This is a genomic window from Prosthecobacter gellanilyticus, from assembly GCF_007992435.1.
Lineage (GTDB): Bacteria > Verrucomicrobiota > Verrucomicrobiia > Verrucomicrobiales > Verrucomicrobiaceae > Prosthecobacter > Prosthecobacter gellanilyticus.
Genome location: NZ_BKAG01000045.1, coordinates 32,027 through 47,817 on the forward strand (window position 1 = coordinate 32,027; position 15,791 = coordinate 47,817).

At 60.3% G+C, this 15,791-nt stretch carries 16 protein-coding genes; 7 read left to right on the forward strand and 9 right to left on the reverse strand.

What is annotated here, in order from left to right; genetic code table 11:
• Window positions 1–53: 53 nt before the first annotated feature.
• Window positions 54–1,031 (reverse strand): MBL fold metallo-hydrolase, encoded by a 978-nt coding sequence (locus tag BGE01nite_RS22640; protein WP_146853982.1) that lies wholly within the window; start codon window positions 1,029–1,031, stop codon window positions 54–56.
• 370 nt (window positions 1,032–1,401) lie between these two features.
• On the opposite strand from BGE01nite_RS22640, the gene BGE01nite_RS22645 reads away from it, so the two are divergent.
• Window positions 1,402–1,971 carry a 5-formyltetrahydrofolate cyclo-ligase gene (locus BGE01nite_RS22645; protein ID WP_146853984.1) on the forward strand — a complete coding sequence of 190 codons (570 nt, stop codon included), beginning with the start codon at window positions 1,402–1,404 and terminating at the stop codon, window positions 1,969–1,971.
• A gap of 43 nt (window positions 1,972–2,014) precedes the next feature.
• Here BGE01nite_RS22645 and BGE01nite_RS22650 read toward each other — a convergent pair whose 3' ends face one another.
• From BGE01nite_RS22650 to BGE01nite_RS22680, 8 genes are all read right to left on the reverse strand, one after another.
• Window positions 2,015–2,383, reverse strand: coding sequence for a hypothetical protein (locus tag BGE01nite_RS22650; protein ID WP_146853986.1), 369 nt, complete (start codon window positions 2,381–2,383; stop codon window positions 2,015–2,017).
• Between the two features lie 218 nt (window positions 2,384–2,601).
• Complete coding sequence (locus BGE01nite_RS22655) at window positions 2,602–3,132, reverse strand: hypothetical protein (RefSeq protein ID WP_146853988.1); 531 nt, start codon at window positions 3,130–3,132, stop codon at window positions 2,602–2,604.
• 13 nt (window positions 3,133–3,145) lie between these two features.
• On the reverse strand, window positions 3,146–3,433 hold the full coding sequence (locus tag BGE01nite_RS22660) for a hypothetical protein (RefSeq protein ID WP_146853990.1): 288 nt from the start codon (window positions 3,431–3,433) through the stop codon (window positions 3,146–3,148).
• A gap of 66 nt (window positions 3,434–3,499) precedes the next feature.
• Window positions 3,500–3,754, reverse strand: a complete 255-nt coding sequence (locus tag BGE01nite_RS22665) for a hypothetical protein (RefSeq protein ID WP_146853991.1) — start codon at window positions 3,752–3,754, stop codon at window positions 3,500–3,502.
• 131 nt (window positions 3,755–3,885) lie between these two features.
• Window positions 3,886–4,332, reverse strand: coding sequence for a YybH family protein (locus BGE01nite_RS29110; protein WP_170266986.1), 447 nt, complete (start codon window positions 4,330–4,332; stop codon window positions 3,886–3,888).
• 41 nt (window positions 4,333–4,373) lie between these two features.
• Window positions 4,374–4,901 carry a glycosyl-4,4'-diaponeurosporenoate acyltransferase CrtO family protein gene (locus BGE01nite_RS29115; protein WP_170266987.1) on the reverse strand — a complete coding sequence of 176 codons (528 nt, stop codon included), beginning with the start codon at window positions 4,899–4,901 and terminating at the stop codon, window positions 4,374–4,376.
• Window positions 4,902–4,988: 87 nt separating this feature from the next.
• Window positions 4,989–5,357, reverse strand: a complete 369-nt coding sequence (locus tag BGE01nite_RS22675; protein WP_146853996.1) for a hypothetical protein — start codon at window positions 5,355–5,357, stop codon at window positions 4,989–4,991.
• 112 nt (window positions 5,358–5,469) lie between these two features.
• Window positions 5,470–6,243 carry a GntR family transcriptional regulator gene (locus BGE01nite_RS22680; protein WP_146853998.1) on the reverse strand — a complete coding sequence of 258 codons (774 nt, stop codon included), beginning with the start codon at window positions 6,241–6,243 and terminating at the stop codon, window positions 5,470–5,472.
• A gap of 102 nt (window positions 6,244–6,345) precedes the next feature.
• Between BGE01nite_RS22680 and deoC the strand changes: the two genes are divergently transcribed.
• From deoC to BGE01nite_RS22710, 6 genes are all read left to right on the forward strand, one after another.
• On the forward strand, window positions 6,346–7,128 hold the full coding sequence (gene deoC, locus BGE01nite_RS22685) for a deoxyribose-phosphate aldolase (protein ID WP_146854000.1): 783 nt from the start codon (window positions 6,346–6,348) through the stop codon (window positions 7,126–7,128).
• Window positions 7,129–7,471: 343 nt separating this feature from the next.
• Window positions 7,472–8,464 (forward strand): 4-hydroxythreonine-4-phosphate dehydrogenase PdxA, encoded by a 993-nt coding sequence (pdxA, locus tag BGE01nite_RS22690; protein WP_218033071.1) that lies wholly within the window; start codon window positions 7,472–7,474, stop codon window positions 8,462–8,464.
• A 116-nt stretch (window positions 8,465–8,580) separates the two neighbouring features.
• Complete coding sequence (locus BGE01nite_RS22695) at window positions 8,581–12,924, forward strand: AAA domain-containing protein (RefSeq protein WP_146854002.1); 4,344 nt, start codon at window positions 8,581–8,583, stop codon at window positions 12,922–12,924.
• Entirely contained in the window at window positions 12,921–13,613 is a 693-nt protein-coding gene (locus tag BGE01nite_RS22700; RefSeq protein ID WP_146854004.1) for a 3-keto-disaccharide hydrolase, read from the forward strand. Before BGE01nite_RS22695 ends, BGE01nite_RS22700 begins: the two co-directional genes overlap by 4 nt.
• Before the next feature lie 4 nt (window positions 13,614–13,617).
• Window positions 13,618–14,745, forward strand: a complete 1,128-nt coding sequence (locus BGE01nite_RS22705; RefSeq protein ID WP_146854006.1) for a M20 family metallopeptidase — start codon at window positions 13,618–13,620, stop codon at window positions 14,743–14,745.
• A gap of 20 nt (window positions 14,746–14,765) precedes the next feature.
• Window positions 14,766–15,686 carry an amidohydrolase family protein gene (locus tag BGE01nite_RS22710; RefSeq protein WP_146854008.1) on the forward strand — a complete coding sequence of 307 codons (921 nt, stop codon included), beginning with the start codon at window positions 14,766–14,768 and terminating at the stop codon, window positions 15,684–15,686.
• Window positions 15,687–15,791 lie beyond the last annotated feature (105 nt).

Consider the following 15,791-nt stretch of genomic DNA (forward strand, 5'->3'; position numbering starts at 1 on the left):
CTGCGTCCATCTGCGCTATCTGCGGTTAAAAAATCTGAGAGAGCCCAGCCCTGCTAATACAGCGCCGTCTCCCCCTCATGCAGCAGCCGCACGCGGTCATTGAAACCTCGCGTCAGCGCTGATCTCGCCAGCCACTCCGCCGGCTCATGGATCGGCTCGCCGCCCAGCGGAAAAGTATCGTGGTGCATCGGCACCATGTGCCGCGCGCCCATCATCTCAAACGCATCCAGCGCCTCCTCAGGATTCATGTGCACCGGCCGCCCGCTTGGGGCCAGGTAGGCCCCGATCGGCATCAGCGCCAGATCGATCGCCGCCCGCTGCCCGATCTCCTGAAACCCACCGAACATGGAGCTGTCACCGCAGTGAAACAGCGTGCGTCCGCCGCCCTCGATCAGATAACCACCGAATCCGCGATGCGTGTCATGGATCATCCGCGCACCCCAATGGCGCGCTGGCGTGAGCGTGATGTGCAGATCCCGGAACTGCGCGCTCTGCCACGTCTCCAGTTCCACAATCTGGCCAAACCCGCACCTCTTCACCACACTGCCCACACCTTTCGGCACGATGATCGGCTGGCCGCGCGCGATCCGGCGCAGGCTCGGCAGATGCAGATGGTCAAAGTGCGCATGCGTCACCAGCACCAGATCCACCGGCGGCAGATCACTCGCCCACAGGCTCGGATGCCGCACCCGTTTCACCGGCCCATGCCACAGCGCCCAGTTCGGATCGATCGCCAGATTCACCCCGTCGATCTGCGCAAAAAAGCCCGCGTGCCCCAACCACGTCACCCCGATCTGGTCGGATCCAGCCTGAGGCACACCATCCGCGATCACCCGGCCCGGCCGGCGCGGTGCCAGCAGCGTGGGGATGAACACCTCCTTCAAAAACTGGAAGTTCCTTTGCTGCCACCCTTCCGTGGGCCGCAGCCCGATCTGGTTTTCATCCCGCTCGCGACGGAAAAAGAAGCGTCGCTTGGCGGGGCGCCCCAGCAGGGACGTCCCTCCGTGGTCCGGAGAGGGGTGATGGATCATCGTGGCGGGGGACTGCCTGATTGTTATAGAAAGTAAACGACTTCCAAGGCTGGCTGACAACCCCGATTTTCATCGGAACCCTCTCTGACAGCCAGGTCAGGCGAAGATTCACTCTCCCCCTGTAAAATCTAAGTTAGAGCCCAGCTCCTCGGACCTTGGACCTTGGACTGCGGCAGCCCTGCTGCCGCTTTCTCCAGGCCAGCCCTGCTGGCCGCCCGCCAGCACCCCAAAACCCCACCCCTCCCCTCCATCGGTTCAGCCCTGCCTTCCAAGCCACCAAAAACCAATCTGCTGGCCTCCCTGAATCTGCTGGAAAAACCTGCCCTCCATCACTCCAATACTCCACCACCCCTTCATAAAAGCCCCCACCATGCCCGAAACCGACGATCTCTGGACCAAAGACGCCGTGCGCCGCTCCATCCGCGCCCGGCTCAAAGCCGCCCCAGACAGCACCCTGCGCCGCTGGTCCGATCTCCTCGTCGAGCGCCTGAAAGCCCGCACCGACCTCTGGGAGACTCCCGGCATCGTCGCCCTCTTCGGCGGCCTGCGAAACGAGCCCGACCTCGTCACCCACTTCATGCCCTGGCTGCATGAGCGCGGATGGCGCACCGTCTTCTTCGGCGTTGAGGGCACCCAGCTCATCCCCATCGAGGTCAAATCCACCGCCGACCTCCAGCGCGGTCCCCTCGGCGTCTGGGAGCCTGTCCCCGGCACACCACTCAAACCTTCCGAACTCGACCTCATCCTCGTCCCCGGCCTCGCCTTCGCCGCCCGCGATGGCGCCCGCCTCGGCCGAGGCGGCGGCTACTATGATCGTTTGTTAGGAAACCCCGATGTCCGCGCCCGCCTCGTCGCCATCGCCTTCCACATCCAGCTCCTCCCGGACATTCCCTGCGAGCCGCACGACATCTGCGTCCCCGACCTCGTGACAGAGATTTAGCGCATCATTCCAAACAGACATGCGCCATCAGAGGCTCGCCCTGTCACCTCGGCGCCCCGTGCTCTTTGTCATAAGCCTCATTCCATTCGCGTAACTCACGCTGGCACTCCGCGCACACAAGCATCAGCGCCTCCTTCGGGTTCTTGGCATCAACCAAGCACCCGCCCTCCAGCGGTATGCCCGCATGCGGAAACCGCTTCCCGGTCGCCGCGCCACGCGCCCTCGTCCGCTCATTAAAGTCAGGCAGCCCATACATGATCGGCAAAGACTTCTTCTCCATCGCCACCTCATGCACCTCGCAGGTCGATGACCTCCCCTTTGTGTGATCCGCCACCTTCGTCGCACACCCGACGATGCCAAGCACGACCATCAACGGCAAAAACAGCGGAAACAAAGCTCGGTAAGATTTCATAACGTGAAGGGACAACGGACAGCTCAACTCCTAAATCAGGACTTCGGCCTCAAGATTCATCTACGTCCCGACCTGCGAAGCAGCAACGCCGCACCCGCAAACAAAAGCGCAAACACCGAGCTCAGCAAAACACCCACTCCGCCCCCGGCGACTCATCCCACCGTAAAGCGAACTTCCAAGTTCGCTCAGGCGAATCCTAAAGATCGAATCTCTTACCTTCATTGGATAAGCCCCCTTTCACAAACCTCCCGAAGATAGCTCTCGATCTTCTGCTCCCTCCCGGGATACGCACGGTCCCCAACCGCCATGATGCCATTCGCTATCCATAGCATTCCATAGGCCGCTAATGGCATGACAATCGTCCAGACGAAGAACAAAGCCATGAGAACAAGCGCGCCGCACCAGAAGCCGTGAAAAATTTGCACCAACAAATGGTGTGACATGCGCCCCCGGATCCGCGAACCCTCGGGTGTTGCCTCCACCTGGCCGTGAAAGACAGGCATGAAACTATCCCGAAACATGCCCATGGCCCAGTAAACACGGAGGCTTGAACCTCGCACATAGCCCGCAGGTCCATGATAGTCCCAAGAACTCGAATGGAGACCCGCACGGCAACGTTCGAGCAGGTCGCTTTCAGAAGCCGTGGAATGAAAGGTGATCTCTGACTTTTTGCTGAAGAAAGCTCGGATCCTGGGAGGCACCCATTTCAGCCATTTTGAGTTAAAAAAGCTCATCTGAATATCCATCATGGTAAAAATAGCGTCACTCGCGCCCCCTCTTCAGCGCATACGCTTTCAACTCCCCCGACAAAACCAACAGCAGGACAAATCCGGCAAACACTGTGAGCACGCAAAGCACCGCTCCCCAGAAACTACCGGTCGGCTCCGAGCGCATCCATCTCGAGGTGAAGCCGCCTAACAAACTGAGCGGTCCTATCAGCGCCCCAAGCAAGCCGACATAGTAGCCAATGTCTCCAAGCCTCCAAAGCAGCGCAAGAAACCACCGCTTCCGCTTTTTCAGCTCGACATACTCGGGGTAATCAAGGGACATGGTAAATGGTTCAACGAGTGTAGCTTCTACAACCGCAGACATCAATAGCTCCATAAAAACCCAATTTCACGGCCACTCACCATCATACGACTCAGGATGCACCTCATCACTGACCGTTCCCCGAACCCCAAACGGCCAGACCGACGGCAAAATCAGCCGCCGTTGCTTCTGCGCGTCCAGACGACTCAAACTGCGGCTGCCATCTCTCGCGGCGAACCTCCGCGCATGCCCCACACAAAGACGGCCCAGCCCCCGATGCACCAGCCAAGCCATGTAGAGCAGCACCGGAACGCCGATCACGAAGACAAGGATCAAAAGCATGAGCGGCATAAGTCTGATGAAGCAGGGTGAACCGAAGCCACACCTCTGCTCAACATAACTCTGGCACAAGCCTGGCGCATAGGGGAAGCGCAACACTCAAGACTCCCGCACAATCCGCCAAACCAGCATTGTCACGGCTTGAGGTCGAGAGAGGCTTTGCCTGTCTCCATGTCAAAAGGAACCGAGCTATGAAGATGCGTCACCCACCATTTTCCATCCGTTTTGCGACAGCACACCGTGGCACGCCACCACATATCGATCGCTTGACCACCGGTCTGCGTGCCTTTCACATGGTTGAGACTGTGACAGAAACCCGTGTCTCCACTGGCGGTGACACTCAGGTCGTGAATCTCATACGTGAAAGCACCCTCCCACGATGAAAACCATTGGGTCGCTCGTTGCGCCACAGCATCGGCACCGGCGTATTGCATGGGGTTGATCAGGTCAAATGCGACGACATCTTCCGCATACTGCGCCGTCAGCGCGGCGGCATCTTTGTTCTGACAAGCGATGACCGTGCCTTCAATGAGTGCGCGTATCTCCCTCTCTTCCGTGGTGGGGATATCTTGTGACTTCATACCCGGAGTTCGGATCTCGCCACCCTTCGGCCGGATCAATCTCACGCTACTCGCGACGCTTGACGCCGCACCATCCGCGCAACACGCCCACGATTCCACCGCTGCGTGATGAGCGGATAAAAATGCACCAGGAGCGTGATCACCGCAAAAGCCAGCCCCACACTCCGATGACCAGTGCCGAAGAATCCCACCGACAACCCGAGCGTGATCACACCTCCGATCAAATGCGCCCCTTCCGCAAAGTTCATCTGCCGCAGCAACTCCTCGAGACTGGACCTGCGAATCGTCATCTTCATGCCCGGATTCAGCCAGCCTAACGGCGTGTGCTTTAATACCCAGCGGAACACATTCACCCCTACCCAGCGATACACCCGCCCCTCGCATTCCCAGCGCCTGAAACGAAACCGCCAGGGATCCATCCCCAGCAGAAACTTCTGCGCAAACAGTCCCGTAACCCCCCCGATCACCCAGGTGAGCGAAGTCGCAAACATCACCGGATGCCCGTCCATGTCCGGCACCGAGATGATCATCCCCACCATCGCCAGCATGGAGAAGACCAACGAGGTCACGATCCACCTCGTGTGAGCCTTCGGATCAAGTTTCGTGCGCCATGCGTTCATACGGGAATGGTGCGTGCCTAAGCTGTGCCGACATGGCTAAGCGTCCGATATCTCATCGAGATATTTGACCATCCAATCTTCGTATGTCAGCCATCCTTCCTCGGCCCAGTCATCGGGAACTGTTTCATGCCAGATCGATGCAGCTCGCTCATCCTGTGGTCGAATAATCCACACCTCTTGCAGTCTTGGAGAAAAGCCGAACGGGAAGTAACGGGCAAAAAGATCGGATGGCTCATCAAAGAATGATTTCCACGCTTCTCGAATCTGCTCTGGATGATAAATCTCGTGGCCCTCGTCAATCCGCCCGTATCCAAGCTCGACCAGGAGCTTTCTGTACATACCAGGGATCGTCACTTGCATTCTCGATTCCATGAGGTCGATTTCTGGGTTACTTACTGTAGTCATGATGATCGTGTCCCGAGGACCTAACTGATTGATGGCGACAAAAGGTCAAGCGCGTCAACGGCTTGATGGAAAGACACACTTTAAACAGCCCTCGCGCTTAGGCTTTCAATGGTTAGGGTTCCTTTGCTGTCCGGATCTGCCCCAGCGCCGGCCCCGCCGCGCTCACGCCACCAATGCGGTTCCGAAACTCATACACATCCGCCCGATACAGCGTCTGCTCACGCCACAGTGGTTTGTCGCCATCAATGTAACCCGTGGCGATGATGAGAAAGCACGCCGTGCCCACCGGCACCTTCAAACGTGAGGCCTGCGCCTTCGTGGCATTCACCGCGTGGATGATCTCCTCGGCACCAGACAGCGTCAGCTGGCACTTCGTGGTCCAGAAGCCATACAGCGAGCCTTTCGCATCGGTCTTCGTCATGCCGGGGCAGTGCCGCGCGATGACATAGCGATGCTCATAGATCACCGGCAGCCCGTCCGCCAGGCGCACGCGCTCCAGATGCAGCAGCGGTTCTTGGGCGGAAACTTGCAGGGCGGTGGTTACATCCGCCGATGCCTCCGCGGCCTTGAGCTTTTGAAAGGTGATGACCTCCGTGCCGGGCTTGCGCCCCACCGCACGCGCCTTGTCGGTGAAGCTCACGAGGCGCTGCAGATCATAATCCAGCACGCTCTCCCGCACAAAGGTGCCCGCTCCCTGGCGGAACTCCAGCAGACCTTCGGACACCAGGCTGCTCAGGGCCTTGTTCGCCGTCGGGCGGCTAGTCTCGAAGAGCGCCGCGATCTCGCGTTCCGTCAGAAACTTCGCCCCGGGCGCGAAGTTACGGCTGCGGATCAAGGTCCGGAGCTTCTCGATGAGCTGCTGGTGAAAGGTGGCGTCCTTTGGCATGGATGGATGAAGAGACACAGCTTCGCGACAAAATGCGCTTTGACAAGTGGCTAAGCCAATTCATAACGTGGCTAAGCCACTTTCTTCACCCCCCCTTTCCTCATGAAATACAGCTACTCCGACCTCGCCAAGATGATCGACCACAGCCTCCTGCATCCCGCCATGACGGACGCGGACCTCGAGGCAGGCTGCAAGCTCGCCGCGAAGTATCAGGTGGCCTCTGTGTGCATCAAGCCCTACGCCGTGAAGCAGGCCGTGGAGTGGCTGCAGGGCTCCGGCGTGCTCGTCGGCTGCGTCATCGGCTTCCCGCAGGGCAACAGCACCACCGAATCCAAGCGCTACGAAACCCAGCTCGCCTGCCAGGACGGCGCGAACGAGATCGACATGGTCATCAATGTCGGCAAGGCCCTCAGCGGCGATTGGACCTACGTGGAGGCCGATGTGAAGGCTGTCAGCGATGAGGCCCACAAGCACGGTGCAAAAGTAAAGGTCATCTTTGAAAACGACTACCTCACCGCCGGTGGCGCCGGTCTCTCCAGCGATGATTTCAAGCGCAAGCTCTGTGAGATCTGCGAGCGTGCCGGAGCGGACTGGGTCAAAACCAGCACCGGCTACGGCTTCGTGAAGCAGGCGGATGGCAGCTACAACTACAAAGGCGCCACCGAGCACGACCTCGCCCTTATGCGCGCCAGCTGCAGCCCCAAGGTGCAGGTCAAAGCCGCCGGTGGCGTGCGTGATCTCGACGGCCTCATCCGCGTCCGCGACCTCGGCGGTACCCGCTGCGGCGCCACCGCCACCGCCGCCATGATGGACGACTACCGCAAGCGCGAAGCCGCTGGCGAGACCGGCGAAACCGCCGGAAAGATCGGCTCCGGCGGTTACTAAATAGGCCACCCAAACCCCCGTCAGGGACGCGCTCCGTTCTCCGTAGCATGACTGCGGAGGATGAATGCTGCGCGTCCGACTTTTTCCTGCCGCTCTCTCCCGACCTCCACCAACCCCATCCGTCCCCTCTTTCGAGCCGGAGGCTCGACGGCTTGTAGCCGGTGGTGAAGCGAGCGAAGCTTGCGAGAACCACCGGAAATCGCCGCACACACCTCTCAGCTCAGCACGCGCCCCGGAGGGACGCTGGAAGCTAACGCAAGCATCCAAAACCTCTCCCTTCCCAGGCACCCCCGCCAAGAAATCACTGGCACGCCCCACCACCGGCGCATAACTCCCCTCGTTCATGCCCAAGCCACTCATCGCCGTCACCATGGGCGACCCTGCCGGGGTCGGCCCTGAAGTCTGCCTGCAACTCCTCGCCAACGAAGCCGTGCGCGAAATCGCCACGCCGGTCATCTTTGGCGATGCGCGCCTGCTTTCCCGCTGCGCCCGCCTGACCAGTCTTCCTGCCCCGAAGCGCATCATCTCAGAGATCGAGTGGGCCGAGAAATACAGCAGCATCGACGAGCCCGCCGTGCTCGACATCTTCGGCTTTGACGCCACCGACTTCACCCCGGGCAAGGTCAGCGCCAAAACCGGCGCCGCCGGTTATCGCTATGTCGAGAAGAGCATCGAAGCCGCGCTCGCCAAGCAAGTCGCCGCCGTCGCCACCGCTCCGCTGAACAAAGAAGCACTGCACGCCGCAGGCATCACCTATCCGGGTCACACGGAGATGTTCGCGGAGAAGATGGCCTCCGAGCGCTCCTGCATGACCTTCTACTCCGAGGAGATGATCTGCTCCCTCGTCACCGTGCACATCGGTTACCAGGATGTCGTCCCCGCACTCACCACTCAGCGCATTCTGGATGTCATCGAGCTCACTGTGGACTCTGTGAAACGCGTCAAGGGAAGAGCACCAAAAATCGCCGTCTGCGGCCTCAATCCGCATGCTGGCGAGAACGGTCTCTTCGGCCGCAACGAGGAAGAAACCATCATCGCTCCTGCCATCGCCGCCGCGAGAGCCAAGGGCATCCAGATCGAAGGTCCGCTGCCACCCGACACCGCCTTCATCGCCACCAAGCGCCGCACCGTCGATGCCTACATCTGCATGTATCACGACCAGGCGCTCATTCCGCTGAAAGCACTCGCCTTCGACACCGCCGTGAACACCACGCTCGGCCTCCCCGTCCCGCGCACCAGTGTCGATCACGGTACTGCCTGTGACATCGCCTGGCAGGGCAAGGCGAACGGCACCAGCCTCGTCGAAGCCGTGAAGCTCGCCGCAAAAATGGCCTGATCGTACAACCCCATTCCAATGGGGTTGCATCCCGATCCACCCACAAGCCGGAAGCTCCTCAAAGGCATCTTCTGAACCATGGACAGCCTCATCCCGACCACCTATGAGTGGCCGCGATGATTCTTGAAACCATGCTTCAGCGGCTGTTCGCCAGCCTCGTCCACGGCCCGTCGATGAATGCACGTCCGCATCGCTCACGCCAGCGCTGCGACTGGAATGATCTCAGTCTCCTGAAAGGCATCGAGCCCGCCAGTGCCCTGAAGACGCTGATGGAAAAGCGCAAGCTCGAGTTCCCCGCGAAGGTGCCGCCCTTTTCCGCGCCGACCTATCCAGAAGCCGAATGGTCCGATGATCAAAAGCAGGCCCGCGATGCACATCAAAAACAGACCAAGCTCCTCAAGAAGCTGCGCGATATCGCGGACGATGCCACGGAGTACATGAATGATCATGGTGAGTCCTGCCTCGCCATCGGCTTCCCACTCGTTTCCATGCCACCAACCGGTGAGGAGAAATCCGTGCGCGGTTCCAGCCGCGTGTTTGCACCTCTGCTGCTCATGCCGGTCAACCTCCAGGTGCGCACCGGCTCACGCATGGGCGTGACCATCGAGTGCGCCGCCGAAGGCGCGGACCTATTGGTCGCGAATCCAGCCCTCATCGCCTGGCTGGAGCGCCAGACCGGCAAGAGCCTCGGCGAGATGTTTCTCGATGAAGACGCCTCGGATCCCTGGCGCGAGGTCGATGAGCTGCTGAAGCAGATCAACACCCTTCTGGACCTACCCGCTGTCGCCGAATTCCACGCCGATAGTTTGTTAGGCGAGGTGCCTACTTTGGAAAAGCTGCCCAAAACAGCGTCCGTGCTTCCCTCCGCCGTCCTCGGCCTCTTCCCTCTCTCAAACCAGTCCCTGCTCCGCGACACCAAATGGATGATGGAGCATGAAAAAGAGCTCCAGGAACCCGTCTCCGCCTTCTTGAATCCCCAGGCCCTTCACGAAACTGACGAGCCTGAGGCGAGCGAGGCACCCGTGCCCGTGCAGAAGCGCGATTTCACCGCCGAATGGCTCGTGTCGAACGCTGATCCTTGCCAGGCGAACGCCGTGCTGGCTTCGCGTGAGGCCAAGGCGCTCGTCGTCCATGGTCCGCCCGGCACCGGCAAGAGCCAGACGATCACCAACATGATCGCCGATCATCTCGCGCGTGGCGAGCGCGTCCTCTTTGTGTGCGACAAACGCACCGCGCTGGATGTGGTAAAGTATCGCCTCGATGCTGTCGGCCTCGGTGACCTCTGCGGCGTGGTGCATGACCCCAGCGGTGACCGCAAGGACTTCTACATGGGCCTGCGCGACCGGCTGGAGAACCTCGCCGATGCCGTGCCCATCCAGGATCCACGGCCACATCTTGAATCCACGAACAAGCAGCTCGCCGCCATCCACACCGAACTCGAAGGCTACCGCAAAAAACTGCATCTCAGTGAGCACAGCTCCGCCGACAGCTTCCACGCCTTGCTAGGCACTTGGTTAGGCCTCGCGACTCGTGAAGACGTCCCCGCAAGCTCACCCATGCCGGAGCTGAAACCGCAGGAGGTGGAGGAAGCCAGCACCACCCTGGATGAAGTCTGCCGCCGAAGCGAGAAAGCAGGCTATCCCACGAATCCTTTTCGCGGCCTCCTTGGCATCAGCCTGGGTGATTTCCTCCCGCGCACCGATGTCCGCCTCACCTTGGAAGCCATTCATGCCGCTGCCGAAACAGCGGACTCTGCCAAACCAGCCACGCTCTCGAGTCAAACTTCCGCCACCCAGCCTCTCACTGGCCAGGCCGCTCAGCGTGAGGGCATCGTTACGTTGCTGCGCAGTCTGATCGCAGATCACGATGAGACCTTCCTGCGTTCTGTCATCACGCTTCCAGCCTCATCACGCCAGGAACTGGCCAACGAAGTCTCGGATGTGAATACCTGGCTTGAGCAAGCCAAAGCCACCTCGCTTGATCGCGCCCTCATGAGCAGTGCACGCAGCGCTGGCGTGCTTTCGCTCGGTCCCGTGAACCAGCATCTCACCGCCCTGAAGGCCTGGGAGCCGATCTCTTGCAGCTTCTTCAAGAAACTCTTTGCCGGTGCTGCCAAGAAAGCCGCCACCACAGCTCTCGCACCGCTCGGCCTCGGCCTTGATGCAGGCTGGCAGCAAGGCCTCGCCTTCTATCAGGGTCTCAAGCATCGCCTGCTCGTCGCGGACTGGCTTTCACGTGCCACCGGTTCCAATGCCGTCACGCTCCCCGATGACGCCACCTTGCTAAAGCAGGTTGGCCTCGCTCAAAACACCTGGCAGGCCCAGGCCGGCCTAACCAAAATCGGCATCACCTCATTACCTGCCGAAAGCGCTGATCTAACCGAACTTGCTTCATCTCTCGAATCCGAAGCCAAATGGCTCCGACAGCTGGATCACGTTGTCTCGCTGGCGCAGAAGAGCGGCCTCTTCATCCAGGACATTGCCTCAAAACTCATCCCAGGCTGGCTGGATCAAACTCCTGCCAAACAAACCACACAGTCCTGGCTCACACATAGCGCGAGTCTGGAGGACATGGTGCGCCTGCAGCATGGCCTCAGCCAGCTCCCTGCCATCATGCGTGCCGCTGTGGATGAGCTGCTCGCACATGGCACAGCCAAAGATGAACTTCTCTCCAGCCTGCGCCGTCAGGCCGTGGAGAATGTACTGCGTGCTCGCTTGAAGAGTGATCCCGAACTCGCCGCCATCGATGGCGAGCGCATTGAAGCAGCCTTCGATAGCTTCTCAAAACTCGCTCAGGAGAAGCTCACGCTGGTGGGAGACTACGTCCGTTATCTCTGGCAGAATCATCAAAAGGGCCGCTTGCTTGCCACGACCGGCACACAGCTCAACAAGCTCGGCTCCGGCCTGCGTCAGCGTCTTTATGTGAAGGGCAAGAAGGCTCTGAAGCTCCGCCAGATGCTCGCCACGGGCGCGGATGTGGAAGGCGGAGATCCCATCTATGATCTTTGCCCCGTGTGGATGGCCAGTCCCTCCACCGTCGCGCAGATCTTCCCGCGCCACGCCATCTTCAATGTGGTCATCTTTGATGAGGCTTCGCAGTGCCGCTTGGAAGAAGCCCTGCCCGTCCTCATGCGCGGCGAGCGTGTCGTCATCGCCGGCGACCAGAAGCAGCTTCCGCCCACACGCTTCTTCGAGTCAGCCCTCGCCGATAGTGGTGACAGTGATGCTGAGACCGCAGAAGAGCTGTTCTTCCAGCAGCAATCCGAAGCCGAGGACCTGCTCACCGCCGCACTGAACCTGGATGTTCGTGAAGCCTATCTCGATGTGCACTATCGCAGCCGTAATGAGGCCCTCATCGGCTTCTCCAACGAGCACTACTACGGCTCACGTTTGCAACCCATCCCAGGTCATCCGCGCAACAAGGCGCTCAACACCCCCATCCAGCTTCATCGTGTGAATGGCGTGTATGCTGAGCGTGCGAACGAGAAGGAAGCCGAGGCCGCCGTAAACCTCATTGCCGAACTTTTGGCTGGGCCAAACCCGCCCTCCATAGGTGTGGCCTGCTTCAACCTCACTCAAAGAGAAGCCATTCATGAAGCTCTCGCAGAGCGAGTGGATCGCGATGCCGAGTTTGCCCGCCGTTATGAGGAGGCGAAGAACCGCAAGGGTCGTGACTCCTTTGAAGGTCTCTTCGTGAAGAACCTCGAAAACGTGCAGGGAGACGAACGTGATGTCATGATCATCAGCACCACCTTCGGGCCGGATGCGCAGGGCAAGTTCCGTCGCAATTTCGGCGCTCTCTCCCAGCGTGAAGGCGGTCGCCGGCTCAACGTGCTGGTCACTCGCGCGCGCGATGCCGTGCATGTGCTCACCTCCATCCCTTCGGCGGAATTCAGTGCCGTCGAAGCTGCGCCTCCCGGGCAGATCCCGAACGGTCGTCTGCAGCTCTACGCTTACTTGCGCTACGCGGAGAAGCTCGCCGAGTTCTTCGCCAGCTATCAGGACGAGCTGGAGAAGATGCGGCGCGATGCCAAGCCCGAGCTCAAGGAGTGGGAGAGCGCCACACCGTCGCCCCTGGCCAAAGCCATCGGCACTACCTTGCTGGAGCGGCATCAGACCGGCTCGCACATTCATTGGGGCAATGAAGGCTTCTGTGTCGATGTGGCCTGCATCCATCCGCTGATGCCAGCGGATGTCACGGTCGGTGTGCTCACAGACTTCAGCCGCTTCCACAAGACCCCGGACCCTATCGAGTGGGACATCTTCCGCACCCGCGTGCTGCGCGGCCAGGGCTGGGAGCTGGAGCGCCTCTGGTCACCCGTGCTCTTCCGCCGTGCGGAGGAGATGATGCAACGCATCAAAGCCGGTCACGATCGCCTTTCCGTTCCTCCAACATCCCGGCAACTCATGCCTGAAATGTCCTGGCGAGCTGCGTTTGATAGAAGCATCCCTCGATTATGAAATCACTGCTCACTCTCTTCTCGCTCATCACCCTCGCCGCATCCGCGCAGGACGTCACCCTTTTCACGGGCGACAAGCTCACCGGCATCAAGGAACCTCACGGCACCTGGCAGGCCGCGCAGAGCCTCGCTCTCGATCCGGCCAATCCAAAAGCCTTTCAAATCACCCCGGGAACCGGAGTCTTCGTCAACAGTGCCGCTGGCAAGACTAAGGATCTCTTCAGCGAAGTGGAGCATGGCGACTGCGAGCTCCACGTGGAGTTCTGCGTGCCGCAGGGGTCAAACTCCGGCATCTACCTCATGGGTCGCTATGAGGTGCAGGTCTTCGACAGCTTCGGGCACCAGGAGCTCAAATACAGTGACTGCGGCGGCCTCTACCAGAGCCATCTCCCGCCGCCCGCCTTCACCGGCAAACCACCCGCCGTGAATGCCAGCAAGGCTCCCGGAGAGTGGCAGAGTTTTGACATCACCTTCCGCGCGCCTCGCTTTGATGCCGCGGGCAAGAAGATCGAGAACGCCAAGTTCATCAAGGTCATCCACAACGGCCAGGTCATTCACGAAAACGTCGAGGTGAATGCCCCCACACGCTCCGCTGCCTTTGATGAAGAGAAACCTCTCGGCCCGCTGAAGTTCCAGGGCGATCACGGCCCTGTGGCCTATCGAAATGTGGTTTTGAAGAAGCTTCCCTGATCCCATGTCTCCCGTCATCGAAACTCTCGCCGATCTTGTGCGCATCAACAGCGTGAACTCCTCCTATGAGGGCGGCCCCGGCGAAGGCGAGATCGCCGCGTATGTGAAGCGCTTCTTTGATCAGCGTGGCATTGAAACCTCCGAACAAGAAGTGTTTCCGGGGCGGCCCAATGTGATCGCACGCCTGCCAGGACGTGATTCAAGCCGCCGCATCGTGCTGGAGGCCCACACGGACACTGTCTCCGTCAAAGGCATGACCATCCCTCCCTTTGAGCCGACCATCCGCGATGGCAAAATGTATGGCCGCGGCTCCTGCGACACCAAGGCAGGCCTTGCAACGATGATGCATGCGCTGGCCTCGCTAAAGGAAGAAGGCATTACATCTCAGTGCGAGGTCCTGCTCGCAGCCGCCGTGGATGAAGAGTACTCCTATCGCGGTGTCGTGCGGCTCTGCGAAGGCTTGAAGGCAGATGCTGCAATTGTGGCGGAGCCCACCGAGCTTCGCGCCGTCATCGCCACCAAAGGTGTGCTACGCTGCCGCATCGTCGTGCACGGCCGTTCAGCGCACAGTTCAAAGCCACATCTCGGCGTGAACGCCATCACCCACATGGCCCGCGTCATCGCCGCCATCGAGGCGGACAACGAGCGCATGACCACCATAACACATCCTTTGGTAGGCCACGGCACCTGCAATGTCGGCGTGATCAGTGGTGGCGTGCAGGTGAACTTTGTTCCGGATCGCTGCGCCATCGAGATTGATCGCCGCTTGCTGCCCGGTGAACGTGCCAGCGATGCCGTGGCGCACTACCGTCAGCTTTTGAAGAGCATTGATGGCATCACAACCGATGTCGAAGAGCCTCTCTTGCTCGTCGATGAAGCTCTCGATACACCCGCCGAAAGCGCTGTGGTGAAGACAGCCACGCGCGTGCTGCGTGAGATGGGGCTGAATGCCGAGCCCTGTGGCGTGCCCTTCGGCTGTGATGCCAGCAAGCTTTCGCGTGCAGGCATCCCCAGCATCGTCTTCGGACCGGGTAGCATCGACCGCGCCCACACGGCGGATGAATACATCGAGCTTGATCAAGTGGAGCGCGCTTATGAGTTCCAAAGAAGATTCCTCCTCAGCTTCGCGTAACCGATTTCACCACCATCGCCATGAACAACCGCCGCCATTTCCTCACGACCACCCTCGGTGCCGCGCTCGGCACGCAAGTCAGCAGTTGTGCCGCGCTCACCAGCGCTGGAGGCCACATCGATGCGCACGTGCATGTGTGGACGCCGGATACCGAGAAGTATCCTTTGGCGGCAGGTTATAAGAAGGCAGACATGGCTCCGCCGAGCTTCACGCCCGAGCAGCTCTTTGCCCACTGCAAACCGGAAGGCGTGAACCGCATCGTGCTCATTCAGATGAGCTACTACAAGACGGACAACCGCTACATGCTGGACATGATGGCGGCGCATCCCGGCACCTTCTCCGGTGTCGCGATCATTGATGAAAAGGCCCCGGACATCCGTGGCCGCATGAAGGCGCTGAAAGCGCAAGGTGTGCGCGGCTTCCGCCTGGTGCCGCAAGGCGCAGATGCCACCGCATGGTTTGACTCTCCCGGCATCACCGAGATGTGGAAAGTGGCCGCTGATGAAAACCTGAACATGTGCCTGCTCATCAACCCCGAAGCCCTCGGCCCCGTGGCGAAGATGTGCGAGAAGAATCCGCAGACCCCCGTGGTGATCGACCACTTCGCGCGTCTCGGCATGAAGGGTCCGGCGGACCGCGCGCAGCTTGATCGCCTGCTGCACCTTTCCAAGTATCCCAAGGTCACCGTGAAGACCTCCGCCTTCTATGCCCTGGGCAAGAAGCAGCCGCCCTACCTCGATCTCGGCCCCATGATCAAGGAGTGCCGCGATCACTTCGGCGCGGACCGCCTCATGTGGGCCAGCGACTGCCCCTTCCAGGTCGATCCCGGTCACAACTACCACGACTCCATCTCCCTCATCCGCGACCGCCTGGACTTCCTGACTGCCAGTGAAAGAGCCGCCATGCTGCACGGCACCGCCGAGCGCGTGTTCTTCAGCTAGCACCGAATGACCGGCCTCTGGCGTACAACCCCATTCCGATGGGGTTGCATCCCGCACGCCCCATCAGTTCGTCCCCATCGCCGACCATCAAAGTCGCGCCAGCCA